Here is a 19,115-nt window from a genome sequence, read left to right as displayed (position 1 = left end):
TATGCTATGGAAGGTCTGGTGGCGCAATGGCGCAAAGACCCGGGTATAGATGATACGTACCGCATTCTCGACTATGGCCTTGTCCCTAGGCTTGTATGTTCTGGTAGGTAGTACCGCCGTTTCATAGTATTCCGCAAAATCGGCGAAAGTGTCGTTGACCCTTGGCTCGTAACGACTGCTTTTGGTAACTGCCGACTTAAGGTTGTCGGGCACCAAAGCATGGGGTACCCCGCCATAGAACCAAAAGGCATTTTCAACACTATGTACAAAGTCTTCCTTCTTTTGGCTCGCACTGGCTTCTACGTAGGTATACTGGCTACTGCCAAGAACACATACGAACACTTCCAGGTTTTGCAGTTCTCCTGTATGGCGGTCTACAATGGTAAGTTTCTTGCCCGTGTAATCAATGAAGAGTTTATCGCCCGCTTTATGGGTAAGGTGCATAACGGGGGATACTTCCTTGGTCCATTCGTTATACCAGTACCTGAACTGTGATAGCTTGAAGCCATCGGGGTGTTTTGCGTAATACTCTTGCCAAAGTAATTGCTTGGTGACCCCTGTTTTACGAAGTTCCTTGTCAAAATAAGGAAAGTATTTCTCTAAAGTTAATAACTGCCGGCTCTTGGGCTTTTGGTCCGATTTGAAGAGCTTGTGCAGCTCTTCCAAGGTCATTGCCGAGACCTCGTAATTGGTAAGCTGGTAACGCCTGAAAAAGGCAATGTACTTGGTAATGGTATTGCGTGACAGCCCTAACCTCGTACTTATCTGGCGCTTGCTTACGCCCTCACCGTGGAGTTTGAAAATCTGTTTTACTTTTCGCATGTCTACTTGTTTATTGGCCATCGTCCTTTTTTAGCAAAAAAAGAGCTTTGACTTTTTACAAATAGAATCGACCTTTTCAGTGGTTCACTTTCACCCGTTTTGGGTGGCTCACTTTCATCCGTTTTAGGTGGTTCACATTAATCCGTTTTTAGTGGTATACTATGACCGTTTTTTGCAGCTAGAGATTTAAAATATAATCAACCAAGTTTTTATCATGTTCAAGGCCCATTTTTTTACGTAAACGGTAACGCTTGATTTCCACACTTTTTGTAGAAATATTGAAAAGTGGCCCAATTTCCTTTGAAGAAAGATTTAGGCGAAGATAGGCGCAAAGTCTGATATCATTTTGGGTTAAATTGGGATGGGACTTATTTAACTTGCCCAAAAAATCTTTATCGGCATTATTGAAGGCTTCCTTGAAAAGTTCCCAATCATCGTTCTTGGTTAAACTTTCATCAATAATTTTTGTAATAGGTCCTTTTATGCCCGGGTCCTTAACTTTATTATCAAGAAGGTTCTTGACCTCGTTCAACACTTCATTTTTCCTTAGTAGGCTCATGGTTGAAGCGGCCAGTTCGTTACTTTTTAGACGAACTCTTTGCTTCAATTGTTCATTTTTAAGCCTAACTATTTCTTTTTCATTTTCTGCCTTGGCAATTCGCATTTCTTTTTCACTCTTCTCCAACAATTTTTCCTGCCTTTGTCTGTAATGTCGCCTATACGCCATATGCATGAAAAACAACCCAAGAATGCCTATAAAGGCATAAAGGGCAATTGCCAAATTGGATTGGTACCATTTTTTCTGAATCTTAAAGGTAAAGGACGCCGTGTTTTCCGATATTTGCTCGCCAATTTTGGAACGCACCTCAAAAGTATAATCACCATAGGGTAAATTGTTGAATTGTACGGAATGACTAGATGACCATTCGCTCCAATTTTGGTAAATACCATGTAGCCTATATTGATATCTGGGATGGGTATATTTACCGTACTCAGGCGTATAAAAGGAAAGGGTGATGTTATTTTTATAATGCTCAAAATCACCCATTTTATCTGTTGCTAAAAGCTGCCCCGCATTATCTGGAGAATTGGTCGTGGTCATTTTGATCTCGGCAATTTCTATATTGAATCTTTTTTCCCTGATTTTTTTGGTGTCCAATAGGATGTAGCCAGATCCCGTACCCAATACATAATTTCCTACATTTTTTAATTGAGCCATGTTTTCATAGCCCGATATACTATTTCGACTTGATTCCCCCAGTTCAATTTTGGTGATGACCCTTTTATTGTTCAAACTACTTTTGGAGACCATGCTTAGGTTATCTTTTGTGAAGAACCAGATTTCATCTCCTATTGCGGTCATTTTCCCAGAGGTGTAATTGGCTTCCGTATAAAGACTGCTTAGGAGACTATCCTTAAGAAATCTCCCGGAAACGCCATCATAAATATGGATACCTTTCTGATGTGCGTACAACAATTCATCCCCGCTTGACAGAATGGCCGAGTTATCTCCCCAAAGTACCGTATCAATTTGAACTGATTTAACGGCCCTAAAGGCATCGTCAACGGAAATTTTATACAATCCCTTGTACTCGTGGTTTACAAAAATGAATTCATCAAAAAGTTCAACGAAACGGGAAGAATTTTCAAAGCCATCGATTTTATTTCGTAGTTGCCAAATATCCCCCCTTTTTTCTAAAACATACAAACCATCGTATGACCCCTGTATCATTAGGTTGTCGCTATTTTTGATGGGCCGTAGGTTCCACGTACCCTCAGTACCTTCAATCTTTTTGGCTTTTTTATCCTCAATGATAAAAGTACCATTGTGATGACAGCAGAATAGGATACCGTTTATTTCCTCAAGTTGCCAGACCTGTCCCTGTGTGCCAGGAATAAATTCAAAGCCGGACATTGAACTTTTTGATTTGTAAAAAAGTCCTTGGTTCGTACCTATATAAATCATATCGTTAAAGGATATGTAGCTATAAACACTTCCTATATCGCCAATGATATCATCATAAATAAGATAGGGCGAATTCAAAACAATATGTCCGATCCCATTGTCCAGTCCAAGCCATAAACTCTTGTCCATATCCTCGAACAATGAAAGTACGGTGTTGTTTTGAAGGCCATTTTCCATATATATATATGGAATATGAGTTTACCGGTCTCGTCTAGCAAAAAAAGACCGTTCGATATCGTACCTATTGCAATTCTGTTGTCATATAGTTTCTGGGCACTATATACCGTTGCCTCACCAAAACTTGAATCTATCTGTGTTGGCCATGGAAACGCTTGGCCTTTTGAAATTTGGTAGAAACCGTTATGTCTGGTCAAAATCAATATTTTGCCATTCAAATCCATCATTTCAATAACCTCGTCGTTTGCTACTGATTCTTGATTATAGACCAATTCCTTCTCTCCATTTTCAATTTTATAAATTCCATCTCCCAGTACATGATAGAATACTGTTTTTCCTAATTTCCAAATCTTAGGCAATGTGGTCCTTGCTTCTATATGGTCCAAGGTTTCTCCAAATTCATCATAGATGTAAATTCGCTTTTTGGATTGGAAAAGAACCAGGTCGTCAACTTTTAGGATATTCCAAAATTCCTCATCCTCAAGTAGTTTTTCCTTAAATTGTTTGGAAATTGAATGGTATTGAAGCTTGTTCACATTATTTTTTGTCCAATAGCCAAATTCCATATAGCATCCCGTGTAAATCTTATCGGCGATTACCTTTACCGATCGCAATATGGTCTGATTGGGAGAAGTATATAAGGACCATTCCTCACCATTGTATTCTAGGAGTCCTTTGTTATTTGCTACATAGATCAATCGCTCATTGGATTGTGATATACCCCAATTTTGGTTTTCTGCACCATAGTCGGCCGGAGCATAATTCTGGATTGGCGGTAGCTCTTGCCCATTTAAAGCGTAGGATAGAATGAACAATAGAAGAACGAGGTGTTTCAATGGGCCGCAATCTTTTTCTAAAGATAGAATTTTTAATATTGAAAATTTAGGACAAACGAGCCTACATTAATAACATTTTTATAAGAGAACATGGCAGGAATTTTGGATTTGGACTGTACTTGTGCACTAAGTAACAATTTTGTTTTTATTTGTCTAAGGAAACTTCCCATTCGTCTACAGTAAATCACCATTCACGGATAGTGATCTATAATTATAGTATCTTCAGTGGATATTTGTAGGATACACTAAACGTACGCTTATGCACATTTTATTAATAGAGGATGATACTATCGAGATTATGAAGTTGGAGCGCACCGTGAGCAAGCTGGAGGCAAATCATAAAATTACCCAAGCTAAAAATGGAGAGGCGGCGCTGGAGTTTCTTAATTCTGATAACAGGTTGCCCGATATCATATTGTTAGATTTGAATATGCCTCGAATGAGCGGCATTGAGTTTTTGAAAATCCTCAAAGAGGATGATAAGTTACGTTATCTACCCACAATTGTTCTCACAACATCAGAAAATAGGGTCGATTTATTGGAGTGCTACAAAGTGGGTATTGCAGGATATGTCATTAAGCCCTTAAAATATGAGGATTACGAGTATAAACTTAAACGAGTTCTGGAGTATTGGGACATCAATGAATTGGTGAAAGCCTAGTTAAAAAGACCATTTCACAACAAAATTTAAGTTACGCGTATTACTTTTCTTACATTTAACCTGAATTATTCAGCAACATGAAAGGAATTGTTTTTACAGAGTTTCTGGAAATGGTCGAGACCGCTTATGGGCTTGAGGTAGTTGACTCGATCATAGAAAAATCCAATCTACCGTCCGAGGGTGTGTATACATCCATTGCAACTTACGAATTTAATGAAATGGTCAGCCTTATTACTGCTTTAAGTAAAGAGGTTAATGTGTCCTCTGGTGACCTAATATACACTTTTGGCCATTATCTTTTTTCGTCTTTGGGCAGAGCCCACCCAGAGGTTATACAAAACTACAATAGTCCATTGGGGTTGCTCTACTCCATTGAAGATCATATACATGTTCATGTAAAAAAACTGTATCCAGATGCAGAGTTGCCTTCTTTCAAAATTCTGGAAAAGACAGATAGTTCCTTAACAATGATCTATACCTCTTCAAGAGGCCTTTATCGTCTAGCCCATGGTCTTATAGAAAAGACCTTTGAGCATTTTAACGGCAAGGCAGATGTTACCTATGAACTTATAAAGGACGACGGAACCGAAGTCAAATTTAAGATTGTTCAACATGGATAGCAAGGAGGTCCTACTTCTTAAAAAAGCCTTGGAGCGCCAAAAAAAAGCACGCCAGCAGGCTGAGCGAATTCTGGAAAGTAAATCCAAGGAGCTTTATGATGTTTCGCGTCATTTAAAGGAGACCAATAACAAATTGGAAACTCTTTTAAGCGAAAAGACATCAGAATTAGATGGTGTTTTCATGAACATTTTAGATCCATACGTACTCATGGATCTGCAGTTCAATGTTATCAATATGAACACCTCTGCGAAGGATCTGTTTCAAAAAGATCACACCAAAGAAAATGTAAATCTCGCACGTTTTATACACCCACATTTCCAGCAGTATACCATGGAATCCATGCAATCCTTATTGGATGTAGGTATCCTTAAAAACTATAGGGCGAAAATAAGGGTAGCCCAGGGTAAGGAGATTTGGGTCCAAATCAACGCCAGTCTTATTTTTAACAACCAAAGAAAACCAATTGCGGCCCAAGGTATTATCAGGGACATAACCGGGGAAATGGAAGTAAAGGAACTGTTGGCGGAACAGAAAAAGCAACTGGATATAATTGTTGAAAATTCCCCTTTGGGCATTCTATTGACCAAGGATAATAGAATAATCAAGGCGAACGAAACCTTTATGCAGATGTTGGGGTATTCCCATAATGAATTGAAGAATATTTCCTTGAAGGATATATCCGCCCCAGAAGTCCAAACAGGACCCTGTAGGTTGCTAGATCAGATGAACCAGGGCATTTTAGAGGAGTTTACCGCGATAAAAAAATTCTATAAAAAGGACGGTTCGTTCATTTTGACAAAAACCAGAATGAATGCGGTCACCAATCAACATGGTACCATAAACTACCAGGTGGGTATTATAGAGGACATTTCAAAAGAGCGGAAGGCGGAGATGGAGTTGAAAGCATCGGAAAGTAGATTGTCTACACTAATCTCCAATCTACATTCTGGGGTACTGTTGGAAGACGAGAACAGAAAAATTGCCCTCACCAACAAAATGTTCTGCAACCTTTTCAATATCCCAGTGAATCCGGATGATTTGAAAGGAGCAGATTGCAGTGAATCCGCCGAACAAAGCAAGGTGTTCTTTAAAAACCCCGATGCGTTCGTAAAAAGAATAGATGAAATACTCGAAGAGAGGGTTACCGTGCTTTCGGATGAGCTTGAGCTGGTCGACGGTAGAGTTCTTGAAAGGGATTATATCCCAATTTACAATGACGGTATCTACAAAGGGCATCTATGGGCATATCATGATGTTACTATCAGCAAAAATTATAAAAAAAATCTAGAGGCCCAAAGGGAGAAGTATAGTAGCATTATTGCCAATATGAACCTTGGTCTTGTGGAAGTGGACAATAATGATGTTATTCAGATGGTGAATCAAAGTTTTTGCCAAATGAGTGGTTTTAAGGAACATGAACTACTAGGCAAGGTTGCGAGCAAAGTAATTCAAGTTTCCAATAAGGAATTAATTCCTTCCAAAAATAAGAGGCGTTTGTCCGGAGCATCGGATTCCTACGAAATAGAGGTGCAAAACAAAGATGGCAGAAATAGGCATTGGCTCATCAGTGGGGCACCAAGATATAATGAATCCGGAACCGTCATTGGATCTATAGGGATTCACTTGGATATTACGGATCAAAAAAACTTGGAGTTTCAAAAGGAAAAACTTTTGAAGGAATTGGAAATAAGCAATACTGGATTGCAGGAATACGCTCATATTGTATCGCACGACCTAAAATCCCCGCTGAGAAGTATCAGTTCCTTGGCCACTTGGTTGTTTGAAGATTATAAGGATGTTCTGGACGAAGGCGGAAAGCAACAATTGCAGATGATGCAGGAAAAAGTGGCTTCCATGGATAAATTGATTCACGGCATATTGGAGTACTCCACGGCAAATAGTTCAGAATTGGACAATACTTGTGTAAACCTCAATGAGGTGATAACAGAGATTCAAGAGGTTATTTATATACCGGACCATGTAGAGATTGTTGTTGCTGACATATTACCTAACATAATAGCAGACAATACAAAAATGCACCAACTTTTTCAGAATATTATTGGGAATGCCGTAGTTCATATTGAAAAGGAAAAAGGAATTGTAGAGGTTATAGCACAAGATAAAAACGAGTACTGGCAATTTACTGTAAAGGACAACGGTGTAGGTATCCCTAAAAAGTACCATGAGAAAATATTCAAGATTTTCCAGTCTGTCGGGAACAATGAAAGATCGACGGGCATTGGTCTATCCATCGTTAAAAAAATCGTGGACAGATATGAGGGCGAAATATGGGTAGAAAGTAAAATAGGGGAGGGGACCGAGTTCCATTTTACGCTGAAGAAGAATTTAAATAGCCATAAGAACGAAGAAAGTATAGACTACAAGTCAAAGAAAATCGCCTCATGAGTTCAAATATAGTAGTGTCTTATAAAACTTTTACAAAATCACCCTTTGTAGAAAGCGAAAAAAATGAAGGCGCCACTTTTCACTCTATTTTCTAAAGAAATTATATGCAAGAAAAACCCAATTTAAGTTATGTGGACCAATTGTCCGGTGATGATACCGAGTTTAAGAACTCCTTCATCTCCATTATAAAACAGGAATTTCCAAAGGAAAAGGAGTTGTATATGGATTGTGTGGACAGACAACTGACCAAACAGACCGCCGATATCGTTCATAAAATAAAACACAAGTTCAGCATTCTAAGTATGCAGGATTCTTATAGACTGGCCGTTGCCTATGAAATGGAACTCTTGGAAGGACGGACAACTTCAGAATCCGAATTCAAATCTGTCTTGAATATTATGGAAAACTACTTAAAAACTATTTGACCATGAATTGTATCATAATTGACGATGAAGCCACAGCCAGGGCCGTAGTAAGGCAGTTATGTTCCAAAACACCTGCGCTGAATGTTATTGATGAGTTTGAAAATGCCATTGATGCCATAAAGTTTTTGAACCATCAAGATATCGATGTCGTCTTTTTGGACATCCATATGCCCGGTTTTACGGGTGTTGACTTTGTACAGACCTTAAAAAACCCACCAAAAATTATCCTTACCACTTCAGATACGGATTTTGGTATAGCGGCCTATGAGTACGAGGCGATCGTGGACTATTTGGTCAAGCCCATAACACCTGAACGATTCGAAAAAAGTGTTCAAAAAATTATAAATGCTAAAAACTCCCAACAAAAAAATGTCAAACCTGAAGGGTCCGGACCTTCTGGGAGCGAAGATTTGTACATCAATATAGACCGTCGTTTGATTAAATTGAAACTCGAAGAGATTTTGATTATAGAGGCAAAAGGCGACTATATCGATATCAAGACCATTAAGGAACAATTTAGAGTACATACCACGTTAAAGAAAATCAAGGAAAAATTACCGGAGAAATTGTTCCTTCAAATACATCGTTCCTTTATCATCAATTTCACCAAAATCATTGATATTGAAGATAATAGCGTACTTATAGAAAAAAATGTGATTCCTATTAGTCGCTCAAACAGACCAGAACTAATGAGACGGCTAAACTTGTTATAGATATTCCCCGTTGTCATTTGACCAACCGTCTACAGTTATTGGTGCTTCATCGTCAAAACCAATGGAATACGTAAACCGTGAACTAAATTTATGGTATAGTTATTAGTCGAACCTAAAATTATTACTCATGAAAAGTTCAATCTTGCTAGTACTTACTTTGAAGACATTGATAACCAGTTTAATCTTAGTTTTGGTTACCGTGATATTTACTGCCTCTTTTTCTTTGGTTGGTTATTTTTAGAAATATTACTGGAAGTTAAAATATGATGTGATCAAGAATGTTACCGTTTCTATTGTATACAGTTATCCTAATCATGGTAATATATTTTATGGTTCGATATTGAAATTTTGCTTTGCCCAATTATTCAATTGATTTATGATTGATGGACATAATAGGAATTTTGATTTCCGACTCCATTGTTTTAATCAAATCTTTGTGAAATAATTTTTTAAAAAGTGATTGCTCTTCCCGTTCCAATAAGACGACCATATTGGGATTTTCATCGCCTATGAACATCCGTAGGCCAAGGGGAACCCTTTCTGCTTTGATGACGTGAAAGGAAATATAATCTCCGTTCATTTTTTCAAGCAGTATTTTGCTGAACCATTCCATTTGTTCTTCTCCATTGGCATTTGTACCTGTATCCACATGGGCAATTTTTATGGAAACGTCCATGTTTTTGAATAACTGCCCTAATTGAAAAATGGCCTGGACATCCGCTTCCTCAAAGTCGGTTGCATAGACAAGGGACGTCATCGTTGAGAATACAAAACCATTTGGAACGATCAATAATTTAGAGTTTATATGTTTGAGCAGCCTATTGGCAATATTCCCTGAAAACAGCCCTCTTTTGGTATGTTCGTCCTTCATACCCACAATAACAAGGTCACAGTCCAGATGTGCGGTATACTCCAAAATGGTATCGGGAATTGAAATAGCAAATTCAGCCCTGGGGTGTATTTTTAATTCGTCCATTTTTTGCACTCCATTTTCCGTATAGTAACTTGTTAAATGCTGCAACTTCTCCGTTTTGAGGCTTCGTTGGATCTGCTCCTCCGTTTTAATGGTTCTTGCGGCTACGGGAGGAATATCATACACATAGAGAAGCACCAATTGCGCATTGAGCTGCAGGGACAGTTGCTGGGCATATTGCAGAGTAGATACGGAGTTCTCGTTACAATCGGTCGCATATAGAATAGTCATCGGTTTACTTATTAGGTTCCTTTGAAACTATTCAAAACAAATTGGTTACAGCATGATAAAAGTCATACAGATTCAATCCGTATTATATTACTTTGTTCAATTACCTTTATTGGCTTTGTTTCAAAAAGTAGGGAGTATACAGAAGTGGCATCAATGTGGTAGTTTATCCTTTACTAGACCGTACAAAAAAGTCCCGAAAATCGAAGCGATTATGACGACAATGATGGAAACATAACCTACACCCACTAATGTAAACATAGGACCTGGGCAAGCACCAGCTAAGGCCCATCCCAATCCAAAAAGTATTCCACCGAACATATATCTGCTAAAACTCTTGGCCTTGGGTGCAATTTGTATGGTTTCCCCGTAGAATGATTTAATGGGCACTCTTTTTATCAGTTGAACCATAATAATACCTAATACTACGGTAGAACCGATAATTCCGTACATATGAAAGGATTCAAACTTGAACATTTCATATATCCTAAACCATGAGGCAGCTTCGGATTTGAACATAGTGATTCCAAATAGTATTCCTATAAACAAATAGGCAAGTGTTCTCATAGTTTAAAATATTATCGGGAAAATTAAATGTATCATGACCAAACCTCCAATAAAAAACCCTACTACGGCAATCAAGGAAGGAAACTGAAGGTTGCTGAGGCCCGAAATTGCATGGCCAGAGGTGCACCCGCCTGCATAGCGCGTTCCAAAACCAACCAAAATGCCCCCTATTATTAACAAACCAAGGTTCTTGAAATTGGCCAAAGCATTCATATCAAAAAGTTCGGTGGGCAAATAAGACTGACCGGCACTGTTAAAACCCATTTCTTTCAAGGTGGTTACGGTATCTGGGTTTATGGCAACCGATGAATCGATGGTCATTAAATGTGAACCGATAAAACCACCTATGATGGCACCCAATACAACTATTAAGTTCCAGCGTTGCGCCTTCCAATCGAATCTAAAAAACTCAGCTTTGTTACCTGCACCACATATGGTACATAGGGTCCTAAGGTTGGACGACATTCCAAAATTCTTCCCCACCATCAAAAGCAGAAACATGATCAAGGCAATCATAGGCCCGGAGACATACCAGGGCCAGGGTTCGTAAATCCAGTCCATAATAATTTTTAAGTCACAAATATATGACTTTGATCAGGTTTATGTATGTAACAATGGTTACATAGGCCTTCCTCAAGTTTGAGAAGCCGTTTATTTAGCTTTAATAGAACACCATGCCTGCCTAAAGCATATTCTGAGTAAAAGTTACCTAAAGCTTTAAACCGGCAATCAGGCCATACAATTTTGACCGGATACAAGGGATGCCAAGAAGTTTTTTGAGGAATTACGAGGCGTTTCTGGTTCCGCCATGACCCCCGGCAACGATAACCAATATCTTTAGGCTTAGCCAGATGAACTTAAAAAACTGAATAATGGGGTTCATCATAAAGAAACGCTTTGATTTTGAAATTCGTTGTGTCATTATTGTTTTGTTTGGATTTTATGAAATTCTTATTCTGGAATGAGCCACCAAAAGGGTCTCATTTTGGCTTTGTAAAGAAAGGCATAGTGTAGGGCAAGTTTTAGCCAATGACCTGCCAAACCAATTTCTCCAAAGGTTTTTTTCAATTGCCTGCCTTGGGTATCTGGGTATTTTTTGTAATCTGGCACAATGGGGTAGGTGGTTATGCTTATGCCACTGCCTTGGGTCATTCCGTATCCTGCCGAAGCAATGCAGGCCGCCCCCATGTTTCCAAGGGAGCCTTTGTGATGCAATTCCTTCTTACCTTTTATAGTGTCTATAATATTATCCGCCACCAACTTTGCCGTAATACCAGAGGGCATACCGGTCCTTGGTGGGGCGGGGGAGATAGCTGTACCATTTTTACTGACCCTTGGTTTTGATATGGCATGGGGAGGTGCAAAGGCAATGCCCGGTGCAAATATATTTTTATAGGAAGGATTTTGATAGGTTTCCGGCCAGTCCTGCACGCTCCATTCCTCGTAAGATTTTGGTGTATAATCTGCATCTACGATCATAAAACCCTTAAAAAGTTTATCGGTGATATCCTTTTCTTCTTTATCATAGGCTTTAAATCCATGTCCGGAAAAAGCAGGTATGAGCATAGCAAAGTCATAGGTTTCGGATTTGAACTCGCCTTCAAGATTTTCAAAATGTGCGACCCCGTCTTCAATTTTGTTCACGCCTGCACCCAATATCCATTTTATGCCGCGGTCCTCAAAAACCATTTCCACCATTTCATTGGATTTCATGATATTGCTGCCATAGCTCAAAAGCATTCCGTCCATTCCAAAATCGCCCAATTTGGGTTCATTGGATATCCAGACGATTTCGGCCATTTGCCGAACCTTATGTCGCCGGAGTTCTTGTTCCACATTTAAAATATATTCAAATGCCGCGCCTTGGCAGGTTGACTTTGCATGTCCGGTTCCAATTAAGATTTTGGCTTTTTTACCTTTTTTCATTTGTTGAATAAGGTCATCCAATGCATGCCAAGCATGTTCCGCATGGGAATAGGTACAAACGGAATATGCTTTGTTGGTTCCGGGATTAAGCCCTTCTGTCATGTCAAAGGCAAGTTTTGGCCCGGTAGCATTTATCAAATAGTCGTAGGTTACCTTTTCTTTTTGTCCTTTTTGTTGCAAGTCCACGAATTCCAAATGCACTTAAAGGGCACAGGGCAAAAAATCATAATATCCTTTATGGGGTTTGAAACCAAGGAGATCCAAGTAAGCCCCTCGGACGAAATCATGGTAATTTCCTTAAATGAAGCTCCCATACAAATGCAGGGCGTATTGGTAACCGGGCACATTAAGAATGATCCCGCCTTTACCATGGAATCCAATGATTATGTTAAGAAAATTGTTCAACCAAGAAATGTGGCGGACCTATTCGCCGATGTTAATGGTTTCTCCTTGATAAAACGCGGCAACTATGCCATTGACCCAAGTTTTAGAGCTACCCAATATGAACAGCTTAATGTTCAGTTTGATGGAGGAACCAAAGTCATGCATGCCTGTCCCAATAGAATGGACCCTATTACAACCCATGTCAATCCAGAGGAAATAGAAAAGATTGAAATCATTAAAGGACCCTATACCGTGCGTTATGGGGCCACTTTTGGAGGCATAGTGAACATGGTGACCCAAAAACCATCGGCAAAGGATTATGGATTAAGCGGACAAATAAATGCAGGCTATGAAAGTAACGGTGGCTCGATGGTATCCTCGGCCAAAATTCAACAAGCCACTTCCAAATATGATATTGGTGGTACTGTGGGCTATCGGGATTTTGGAAATTATAAGGATGGTGATGGTACGGAAATTCCTTCCGCTTTCAGAAGTCTGGAATATGGGGTTATAGCTGGGTATAATTTTAGCGAGAACCAAAGATTGCAGGCCAATTGGAGACAATCCTATGGCAGGGACGTCTTACATGCCGGTCTGCCCATGGATACGGATGTAGATAACAGCAGCATGCTCTCCTTGGACTACGGGCTTACGGGCATGGGTGGATTGGTAAAGGAAATAACCGCTAAGGCCTATTATAGCTATGTGGATCATATCATGTCCAATACGAACAGGCCTTCTTTTATGATGACGGAAGCCCTTTCCGAAATCTATGCTACCACCGCCGGCGGTAAAATGGAGTTGAAACTCGTGCCCAATAGTAGACTTTCGTTATATACAGGTTTGGATGTGTTGCATATTGCCCGTGATGGGGCCCGTACCCGTTTGGTGAAACGGAATATGATGGGACCTTTGCCCATGCCCATGGAATTTGTGGACAAAGTTTGGCAGGATTCCTATATTAACGACCTTGGTGTTTTCGCTGAAAGCAAGTACCTGATAACGTCCAATACGATTTAGACCGCAGGTATGCGGTACGATAATGTAACCTCTGAAATTAAAGATCCGGAGGCCGATTTTGCAGCCTTATATCCTGATTTGGATAAACGTACAGAACATAATATCAGTGCCACAACCTCTATAAAATATGCTCCTACAACGGAATTCATTATGGAGGTGGCCTATGGTAGGGGCGTAAGGTCTGCCAATATGATAGAACGTGTCATCAATCATTTTACGGTGGGTCAGGACCCTTTTGAATATATAGGGAACCCCAATTTGGATGCCGAAGTGAACAACCAGTTCGAACTTGGGTTTAAAGGGAAATTGCCCTTTTCCGATGCACATACTAACAACTTCAATTACAGTACTTCTTTTTATTACTCGTTATATGAAAATTATATCGTTCCCATTATTAACGAATCCCAGACCCGAAAGTTCATGCCTGCCAATGAACCCGTTAACCCCAAAGTCTTCCGTAATTTGGACGAGGCCTATAAAACAGGGTTTGAGCTCATGGCCGGACTGGATTTTTGGACCAATTTCAATTTCAACACGCAACTGGCCTATGTCTACGCCAAAAATAAGGACTTGAACGAATCCCTGCCCTTGGTGCCCCCGTTGACGACAAGGATTAGATTGGGGTATGAGACGGAGAAATTTTGGGCAAATGCCAATTATACCATTACTTCCAAACAGGAGGACATTGCCCCGTCTTTTGGGGAACAAGTAACACCGGGTTATGAGGTGTTGGATATCCGTCTAGGAGTTATACCTTTCAAGAACGTTTCCTTGGGAGTTGCCGTACTGAACTTGTTCGATGCCACGTACAACAATCATATGAACTTTGCCTTTAATAACTAGGCAGATTTTGGAAGGGTGCCAATCAATGATCCTGGTAGAAATTTCTCTGCATTTTTGCAGTATAAATTCTAGAACAGTTTCCAGGCAATCCAATCAAAACTTTTAATAAATGGGCTAATTCAATTAGCCCTTTTTGTACCTATAAACCTAATTACCCTAGCCTCACCTTGGTGATATAGCCCTTCCTTTAAGTAGGTGGTCAATTCCTTCAGGTAGGAAAATGATATCCCCTTAAATTCCTCTTTGATTTCAGCAATGGAAAAAAGCATCTCCACATTCTTGGGTCCGCCAGAGGCCTTGCCCAATTGGGATTTTGCAAATGCCTCAAAAATCACCTTTCCTCCAGGTTTTAAAAATGTGATGAGGTGTTGGTGGGCCTTTAGCCTTATTTCCTGTGGAAAATGGGCATAGCTGAAGCCAAGTACATCAAACTGTTTTGAAGAAGTATAGTCCAATACATCAGATATTTGATAATCCACATCAAAGCCAAACGGAGCGATTAAGTCTAAGGCCTTTTTTCGGGCGGGTTCGCTATAATCAAAACAACTTGTTTCCCAACCTTTTTGCAGGGCGTACAGGGCGTTTCTTCCCTCGCCTTCGGCGGGTAGCAAAAGGGAGCCTTGCTCCAAAATATTTAATTCCTTTTTAAAGAATTGGTTTGGCTCTGTGCCATATGCAAAGGATTCCTCAGCATATCTCTGGTTCCAAAAATCCTTCATTCGAAAATATTAAGGCATCAAGGCATAGCCCTGCAACTGATAATTGGCAAGAACGGTCATCGCTGATAGGGCCAATTCCGTATTTGGGTTGAGGTCTTCCGCCATGATATTTCGGGCAGCCGTGGCCTGCGCACAGACAAAAAGTTCCACCCCGTATTCTTTCAATAATTTCAGCAACTCCGTATTTGGATTGGCCTTGCTGTACATTTCTTGGTGTTTGGTATCGTTCAATGTGGCAAAAGTGGCAGCTCCATGAAGCGCGGCAACTATATGGACTTTGTTCGATGGTATCTCAGCGGACCCCAACATGTTGATGACCCTTGCAATTTTCCATAAACCCTTGTTGACACCGTCCATTTCAGAATCGCTCGTAATATCAAAGACCAATTTGTATTCCAAGGAGGCATCCGGCTGTACGGACACATCCTTGAAATTTTTGATTTTGCCATAGCCTTTGATAATGGGCGTTTCCCATTCCTGTGCCGTCGAAATGGCTATACATAAAATGGCGGTAAGTAAACTCATTGTAGATTTCATATAGTACATGTATTGTTTGGATTTCATTGACTGGGTTCAAGTTGATGAATTGTGGTACACTGCTCGTTCCATCGATAAATTTCTCGATAAGTTTACGAAAATATCGTTTCATTTTGGGTTTATTTGTAACAATTGTTACTGTATTTTCTAGAGTCGAGTACTAATTTCGTTGGTCTTTTAAAAGTTTGTACACCAAGTTATGGAGCATTTTGGATATTTGGTAAGACGTCTTTTCTGGCTCTTTGCTACTGTTCTCATCTTGGTTACCCTACTTTTTATTACACTTTTTACCTATCGACCCGGACCTTCGGTAACCACCACGTCCCTAATCGTGGAAGAAATGCAGGAGGAATGGTATCCTAAGGATGCAGTAGCCGCTTTGGCCGATGGTAGTATGCCCCGCCAAGTGAAGAAGGGCTTTTTATTGGTTTCGGAAACGCCCGGTCAAATGGGTCCTCAGGCGGATGTCCCAAACAAAAGATTTACCGGAAATAATCTCACTTGTACCAACTGTCATTTGCAATTTGGGACCCAGGCGGGCTCGGGATCATGGGTGGGAGTAGCAAATCGGTTTCCCCAATTTGGGGGAAGGGCCAATGCGATGGGTGATTTGCAGGATCGGATCAACGGGTGTGTGGAACGCAGTATGAACGGAAACAAGTTGCCCAAGGATTCAGAAGAAATGCTGTCCATTGTCGCTTACATGGAATGGTTGGGTGATGATTTGCCCAAAGAAAGGGAAAGCGAGTACAAGGGGTATCCCAAAATAAAAATTCCGGAAGTGAGGGTTGATTTGGATATAGGAAAGTTGGTGTACGATAAGGAATGCCTGGTTTGCCACGGAGCAAATGGTCAGGGTATTAAAAAACCCGATGCAACCAAAGGCTATTTATATCCACCCTTATGGGGACCCGATAGTTTCAACAACGGTGCAGGTATGCATAGGGTGATTACGGCGGCTGAATTCATTAAGAGCAATATGCCCTTTGGATTGGCCACCTATAAAAACCCAAAACTCACGGATGAAGAGGCCTATCATGTAGCCGGTTATATCAACAGTTTTGACCGACCCATAAAAGAGAATACGGAGGCGGATTATCCCGATAAAAAACTAAAGCCCGTTTCCACATCTTATGGACCATGGGTGGACGATTTTCCACAGGAACAGCATAAGTTTGGTCCCTTCCAGCCCATTATGGAATATTACAAAAGGAACTATAATATAGAAAAGTCCAAATAAGGGTACATGCGAAAATTTTGTCTTTTATTGTTAGTACCCATTTTAGTGTATTCCCAAGATACTACCGAGACCAACATACGTGGAAGGTTTTCTGGACAATGGCGGAGTTATTTTATGCATACATCCAATAAGGGTGGGTTGAAGGATTTTAGGGCCTTGTCCACAGGAGGTCATTTGAAATACACATTGAATTTGGGAAGTCGTTTTACCCTTGGCACAGCGGTCTACAACTCCACTAATATGGCACTTCAGGATTTGACCGTTCCCGATGGCATCACAGGAAGGTTAAGTAGGTATGAGGAGGGTCAGTTCGACCGGTTGGACCTGGAAAACGATGCCGTTTTTATCCTTGGGGAATTGTATGTGGACTATCGGCATGAAAAAAACCGATTCACTCTGGGACGAATGAAAATCAATACGCCCTTGATCAATCCACAGGACGGCAGGATGATCCCTACATTGGTGCAAGGATTTTGGTATAGGCACCAACAAAGCTCAAAGAATACCTTTCAATTGGGGGTGCTCAATGAAATAGCCCCACGTTCTACGGGTGGTTTTTTCAATATCGGGGAGAGTATTGGTACCTATCCGGTAGGAAGGTCCGTTTTTGGTACGGAAAGTCTGTACGGCGGGAATACGGAATCGGATTTTATCTTTATTTTTAACTCCGATGTAAAACTGACCGAAAACCTACAACTGGATGTTTGGAATTACTATGTTGACAATGTATTCAATACGGTTTATGTGAAGCCCAGTCTCCGTTTGAATGAAAAATGGTTGTTGGAGGCGGAATGGTTGCACCAAAACAGGGTAGGGAACGGAGGAAATGCATTGCAGGAACTTAGGTATTTCGCCAGGTCTTCCTCGGATATTATAGGTCTGCAATGGCGCTATACAGCCCAGAAAACCCACATTTCCTTAGGGTACGACTACATATTGCCCGGCGGACAGTTCCTGTTCCCACGGGAGTGGGGTAGGGAAGACCTTTTCAGTTTCCAAAAAAGGGAACGTAGCGAGGGTACCGCCAACAATCATGCGCTCGTATTTACGTATGATGATTCCTTTGCGCTTTTGAGCGAAAAGATGAATGTCAGGACCATCTTCAGTGCGGGAAGGCACTGGAAGCCAACCGTCACAGATGCAGAAACCAACAAGTATGCTATGCCGGATTACACCCATGTTAACTTGGACCTTTTTTTTAATATAAAAGGGTTAAGGAATTTAAAACCAGAACTTTTGCTCACGGGAAAAATCGGTAATCGGGACATTCCTGACAATCCCAATTTTGTCTTTAATAAGGTGGATATGCTACATGTGGATTTTATCCTCAACTACAATTTTTAATTACAGCGTTCATTGCTACTTTCTAAAATGTTGATGTATTCTTCCATGGATAAATATTGAGGAGTATAGGTACCGCCCATTTGATCTATCGCACCTACGAAAGCTCTTAGATGATTTCTTGAGCCACACTGTAAGCTTTCGAAAACATTTAAGATATCACCGTTCGAAATCGATTGCATTTGGTCTTCAAGGTCTACAATATCCAAATCTTCAATAGTAGCACCAATGAGTAACGCATTCAATTGTGATTTGCTTCCATCTGTAACGAATTGGTTTTATAGTCCTTGAAGGTCCTCATTCATAAATTCCCCTTCCGGCAACCTGGAATATGTTAGGTTGTAACGTTCTATTAGAATGGATACCGCATTTACATGGGATTGTTCACTTTTTTGGATATTCAAAAATTGACTAATACCCCACAATTCACCTAAATAGGAGTAGGTATCCAAGGCCAATTTTTCTTCTTCTACCATAAAAATTAAAGCATTCTCTTCTGTTTTTGATAGGGAATCATTAATTAAGTTATTGACTTAGGTACTTAATCAATAACGATAGAAGTAGTAAATTCGGGGAAACAAACATCAAGAACATGGAGCAAAGATTCAAGAGCATGTCCCTTTTCGACTTTATGGAGAAATTCCCGGACACGGACAGCTGCCTGTCGCATCTGGCCTGGCTAAAGTGGGACGGGGGCTACAGGTGCCCCA

General features: G+C 40.4%; 19 protein-coding genes and 1 pseudogene. 9 read left to right on the top strand and 11 right to left on the bottom strand.

What is annotated here, in order from left to right:
* The 3 genes from istA to BFP75_RS14150 all read right to left on the bottom strand — a co-directional run.
* Positions 1-843: IS21 family transposase (gene istA, locus BFP75_RS14160; RefSeq protein WP_123803476.1), on the bottom strand; the 843-nt coding region annotated here is incomplete at its 3' end.
* 157 nt (positions 844-1,000) lie between these two features.
* Complete coding sequence (locus tag BFP75_RS14155; protein ID WP_099546022.1) at positions 1,001-2,965, bottom strand: triple tyrosine motif-containing protein; 1,965 nt, start codon at positions 2,963-2,965, stop codon at positions 1,001-1,003.
* Positions 2,863-3,801: a hypothetical protein gene (locus BFP75_RS14150; protein ID WP_099546021.1), complete on the bottom strand. Its 939-nt coding sequence runs from the start codon at positions 3,799-3,801 to the stop codon at positions 2,863-2,865. Before BFP75_RS14150 ends, BFP75_RS14155 begins: the two co-directional genes overlap by 103 nt.
* A 259-nt stretch (positions 3,802-4,060) precedes the next feature.
* Here BFP75_RS14150 and BFP75_RS14145 point away from each other — a divergent pair, with 259 nt between their 5' ends.
* From BFP75_RS14145 to BFP75_RS14125, 5 genes are all read left to right on the top strand, one after another.
* A complete protein-coding gene (locus BFP75_RS14145; RefSeq protein ID WP_099546020.1) occupies positions 4,061-4,462 on the top strand; it encodes a response regulator in 402 nt (133 codons plus the stop codon).
* Between the two features lie 77 nt (positions 4,463-4,539).
* Positions 4,540-5,082: a heme NO-binding domain-containing protein gene (locus tag BFP75_RS14140; protein WP_099546019.1), complete on the top strand. Its 543-nt coding sequence runs from the start codon at positions 4,540-4,542 to the stop codon at positions 5,080-5,082.
* A complete protein-coding gene (locus BFP75_RS14135) occupies positions 5,075-7,489 on the top strand; it encodes a PAS domain S-box protein (RefSeq protein WP_099546018.1) in 2,415 nt (804 codons plus the stop codon). The genes BFP75_RS14140 and BFP75_RS14135 overlap by 8 nt, the downstream gene beginning before the upstream one ends.
* Positions 7,490-7,593: 104 nt before the next feature.
* A complete protein-coding gene (locus BFP75_RS14130) occupies positions 7,594-7,914 on the top strand; it encodes a histidine kinase (protein WP_099546017.1) in 321 nt (106 codons plus the stop codon).
* A 2-nt stretch (positions 7,915-7,916) separates the two neighbouring features.
* Positions 7,917-8,627 (top strand): LytR/AlgR family response regulator transcription factor, encoded by a 711-nt coding sequence (locus tag BFP75_RS14125; protein WP_099546016.1) that lies wholly within the window; start codon positions 7,917-7,919, stop codon positions 8,625-8,627.
* Between the two features lie 361 nt (positions 8,628-8,988).
* Here BFP75_RS14125 and BFP75_RS14120 read toward each other — a convergent pair whose 3' ends face one another.
* The 5 genes from BFP75_RS14120 to BFP75_RS14105 form a co-directional block, all read right to left on the bottom strand.
* Positions 8,989-9,831, bottom strand: coding sequence for a universal stress protein (locus BFP75_RS14120; protein WP_099546015.1), 843 nt, complete (start codon positions 9,829-9,831; stop codon positions 8,989-8,991).
* 150 nt (positions 9,832-9,981) lie between these two features.
* The gene (locus BFP75_RS14115; protein WP_099546014.1) at positions 9,982-10,395 is read right to left on the bottom strand and encodes a DUF6691 family protein; all 414 of its coding nucleotides are present in this window, start codon (positions 10,393-10,395) and stop codon (positions 9,982-9,984) included.
* A gap of 3 nt (positions 10,396-10,398) precedes the next feature.
* Positions 10,399-10,956: a YeeE/YedE family protein gene (locus BFP75_RS14110; RefSeq protein ID WP_099546013.1), complete on the bottom strand. Its 558-nt coding sequence runs from the start codon at positions 10,954-10,956 to the stop codon at positions 10,399-10,401.
* 223 nt (positions 10,957-11,179) lie between these two features.
* Positions 11,180-11,317: a hypothetical protein gene (locus tag BFP75_RS21900; protein WP_165776607.1), complete on the bottom strand. Its 138-nt coding sequence runs from the start codon at positions 11,315-11,317 to the stop codon at positions 11,180-11,182.
* Between the two features lie 29 nt (positions 11,318-11,346).
* Positions 11,347-12,501 carry an NAD(P)/FAD-dependent oxidoreductase gene (locus tag BFP75_RS14105; RefSeq protein WP_240531799.1) on the bottom strand — a complete coding sequence of 385 codons (1,155 nt, stop codon included), beginning with the start codon at positions 12,499-12,501 and terminating at the stop codon, positions 11,347-11,349.
* 57 nt (positions 12,502-12,558) lie between these two features.
* On the opposite strand from BFP75_RS14105, the gene BFP75_RS22430 reads away from it, so the two are divergent.
* A complete protein-coding gene (locus tag BFP75_RS22430) occupies positions 12,559-13,725 on the top strand; it encodes a TonB-dependent receptor plug domain-containing protein (protein ID WP_240531798.1) in 1,167 nt (388 codons plus the stop codon).
* A gap of 9 nt (positions 13,726-13,734) precedes the next feature.
* Positions 13,735-14,568, top strand: coding sequence for a TonB-dependent receptor domain-containing protein (locus tag BFP75_RS22425; protein WP_240531797.1), 834 nt, complete (start codon positions 13,735-13,737; stop codon positions 14,566-14,568).
* Positions 14,569-14,687: 119 nt separating this feature from the next.
* Here BFP75_RS22425 and BFP75_RS14095 read toward each other — a convergent pair whose 3' ends face one another.
* On the bottom strand, positions 14,688-15,287 hold the full coding sequence (locus BFP75_RS14095; RefSeq protein WP_099546012.1) for a class I SAM-dependent methyltransferase: 600 nt from the start codon (positions 15,285-15,287) through the stop codon (positions 14,688-14,690).
* 9 nt (positions 15,288-15,296) lie between these two features.
* Positions 15,297-15,824 (bottom strand): DsrE family protein, encoded by a 528-nt coding sequence (locus BFP75_RS14090; RefSeq protein WP_165776606.1) that lies wholly within the window; start codon positions 15,822-15,824, stop codon positions 15,297-15,299.
* Positions 15,825-16,023: 199 nt separating this feature from the next.
* On the opposite strand from BFP75_RS14090, the gene BFP75_RS14085 reads away from it, so the two are divergent.
* Together BFP75_RS14085 and BFP75_RS14080 are read left to right on the top strand one after the other, a co-directional pair.
* Positions 16,024-17,064, top strand: coding sequence for a c-type cytochrome (locus BFP75_RS14085; protein WP_099546010.1), 1,041 nt, complete (start codon positions 16,024-16,026; stop codon positions 17,062-17,064).
* 6 nt (positions 17,065-17,070) lie between these two features.
* Entirely contained in the window at positions 17,071-18,408 is a 1,338-nt protein-coding gene (locus BFP75_RS14080) for an OprD family outer membrane porin (protein ID WP_123803474.1), read from the top strand.
* Here the strand turns inward: BFP75_RS14080 and BFP75_RS22420 are convergent.
* Positions 18,405-18,887: pseudogene (locus BFP75_RS22420) on the bottom strand (DUF2202 domain-containing protein). The gene BFP75_RS14080 and the pseudogene BFP75_RS22420 sit on opposite strands and share 4 nt — an antisense overlap.
* Positions 18,888-19,115: the final 228 nt, after the last annotated feature.

It is taken from the genome of Maribacter sp. 4G9, from assembly GCF_002742265.1.
Lineage (GTDB): Bacteria > Bacteroidota > Bacteroidia > Flavobacteriales > Flavobacteriaceae > Maribacter.
The sequence above is the reverse complement of the archived record's forward strand: the minus strand, read 5'-3'. Positions and strand labels throughout refer to the sequence as shown.

Excerpts from the sequence above, each read along its gene's own strand:
- BFP75_RS14155 (WP_099546022.1), bottom strand. The coding sequence starts at position 2,965 with ATGGAAAATGGCCTTCAAAACAACACCGTACTTTCATTGTTCGAGGAT.
- BFP75_RS14145 (WP_099546020.1), top strand. The coding sequence starts at position 4,061 with ATGCACATTTTATTAATAGAGGATGATACTATCGAGATTATGAAGTTG.
- BFP75_RS14140 (WP_099546019.1), top strand. The coding sequence starts at position 4,540 with ATGAAAGGAATTGTTTTTACAGAGTTTCTGGAAATGGTCGAGACCGCT.
- BFP75_RS14135 (WP_099546018.1), top strand. The coding sequence starts at position 5,075 with ATGGATAGCAAGGAGGTCCTACTTCTTAAAAAAGCCTTGGAGCGCCAA.
- BFP75_RS14130 (WP_099546017.1), top strand. The coding sequence starts at position 7,594 with ATGCAAGAAAAACCCAATTTAAGTTATGTGGACCAATTGTCCGGTGAT.
- BFP75_RS14125 (WP_099546016.1), top strand. The coding sequence starts at position 7,917 with ATGAATTGTATCATAATTGACGATGAAGCCACAGCCAGGGCCGTAGTA.
- BFP75_RS14120 (WP_099546015.1), bottom strand. The coding sequence starts at position 9,831 with ATGACTATTCTATATGCGACCGATTGTAACGAGAACTCCGTATCTACT.
- BFP75_RS14115 (WP_099546014.1), bottom strand. The coding sequence starts at position 10,395 with ATGAGAACACTTGCCTATTTGTTTATAGGAATACTATTTGGAATCACT.
- BFP75_RS14110 (WP_099546013.1), bottom strand. The coding sequence starts at position 10,956 with ATGGACTGGATTTACGAACCCTGGCCCTGGTATGTCTCCGGGCCTATG.
- BFP75_RS21900 (WP_165776607.1), bottom strand. The coding sequence starts at position 11,317 with ATGACACAACGAATTTCAAAATCAAAGCGTTTCTTTATGATGAACCCC.
- BFP75_RS22430 (WP_240531798.1), top strand. The coding sequence starts at position 12,559 with ATGGGGTTTGAAACCAAGGAGATCCAAGTAAGCCCCTCGGACGAAATC.
- BFP75_RS22425 (WP_240531797.1), top strand. The coding sequence starts at position 13,735 with ATGCGGTACGATAATGTAACCTCTGAAATTAAAGATCCGGAGGCCGAT.
- BFP75_RS14095 (WP_099546012.1), bottom strand. The coding sequence starts at position 15,287 with ATGAAGGATTTTTGGAACCAGAGATATGCTGAGGAATCCTTTGCATAT.
- BFP75_RS14090 (WP_165776606.1), bottom strand. The coding sequence starts at position 15,824 with ATGAAATCTACAATGAGTTTACTTACCGCCATTTTATGTATAGCCATT.
- BFP75_RS14085 (WP_099546010.1), top strand. The coding sequence starts at position 16,024 with ATGGAGCATTTTGGATATTTGGTAAGACGTCTTTTCTGGCTCTTTGCT.
- BFP75_RS14080 (WP_123803474.1), top strand. The coding sequence starts at position 17,071 with ATGCGAAAATTTTGTCTTTTATTGTTAGTACCCATTTTAGTGTATTCC.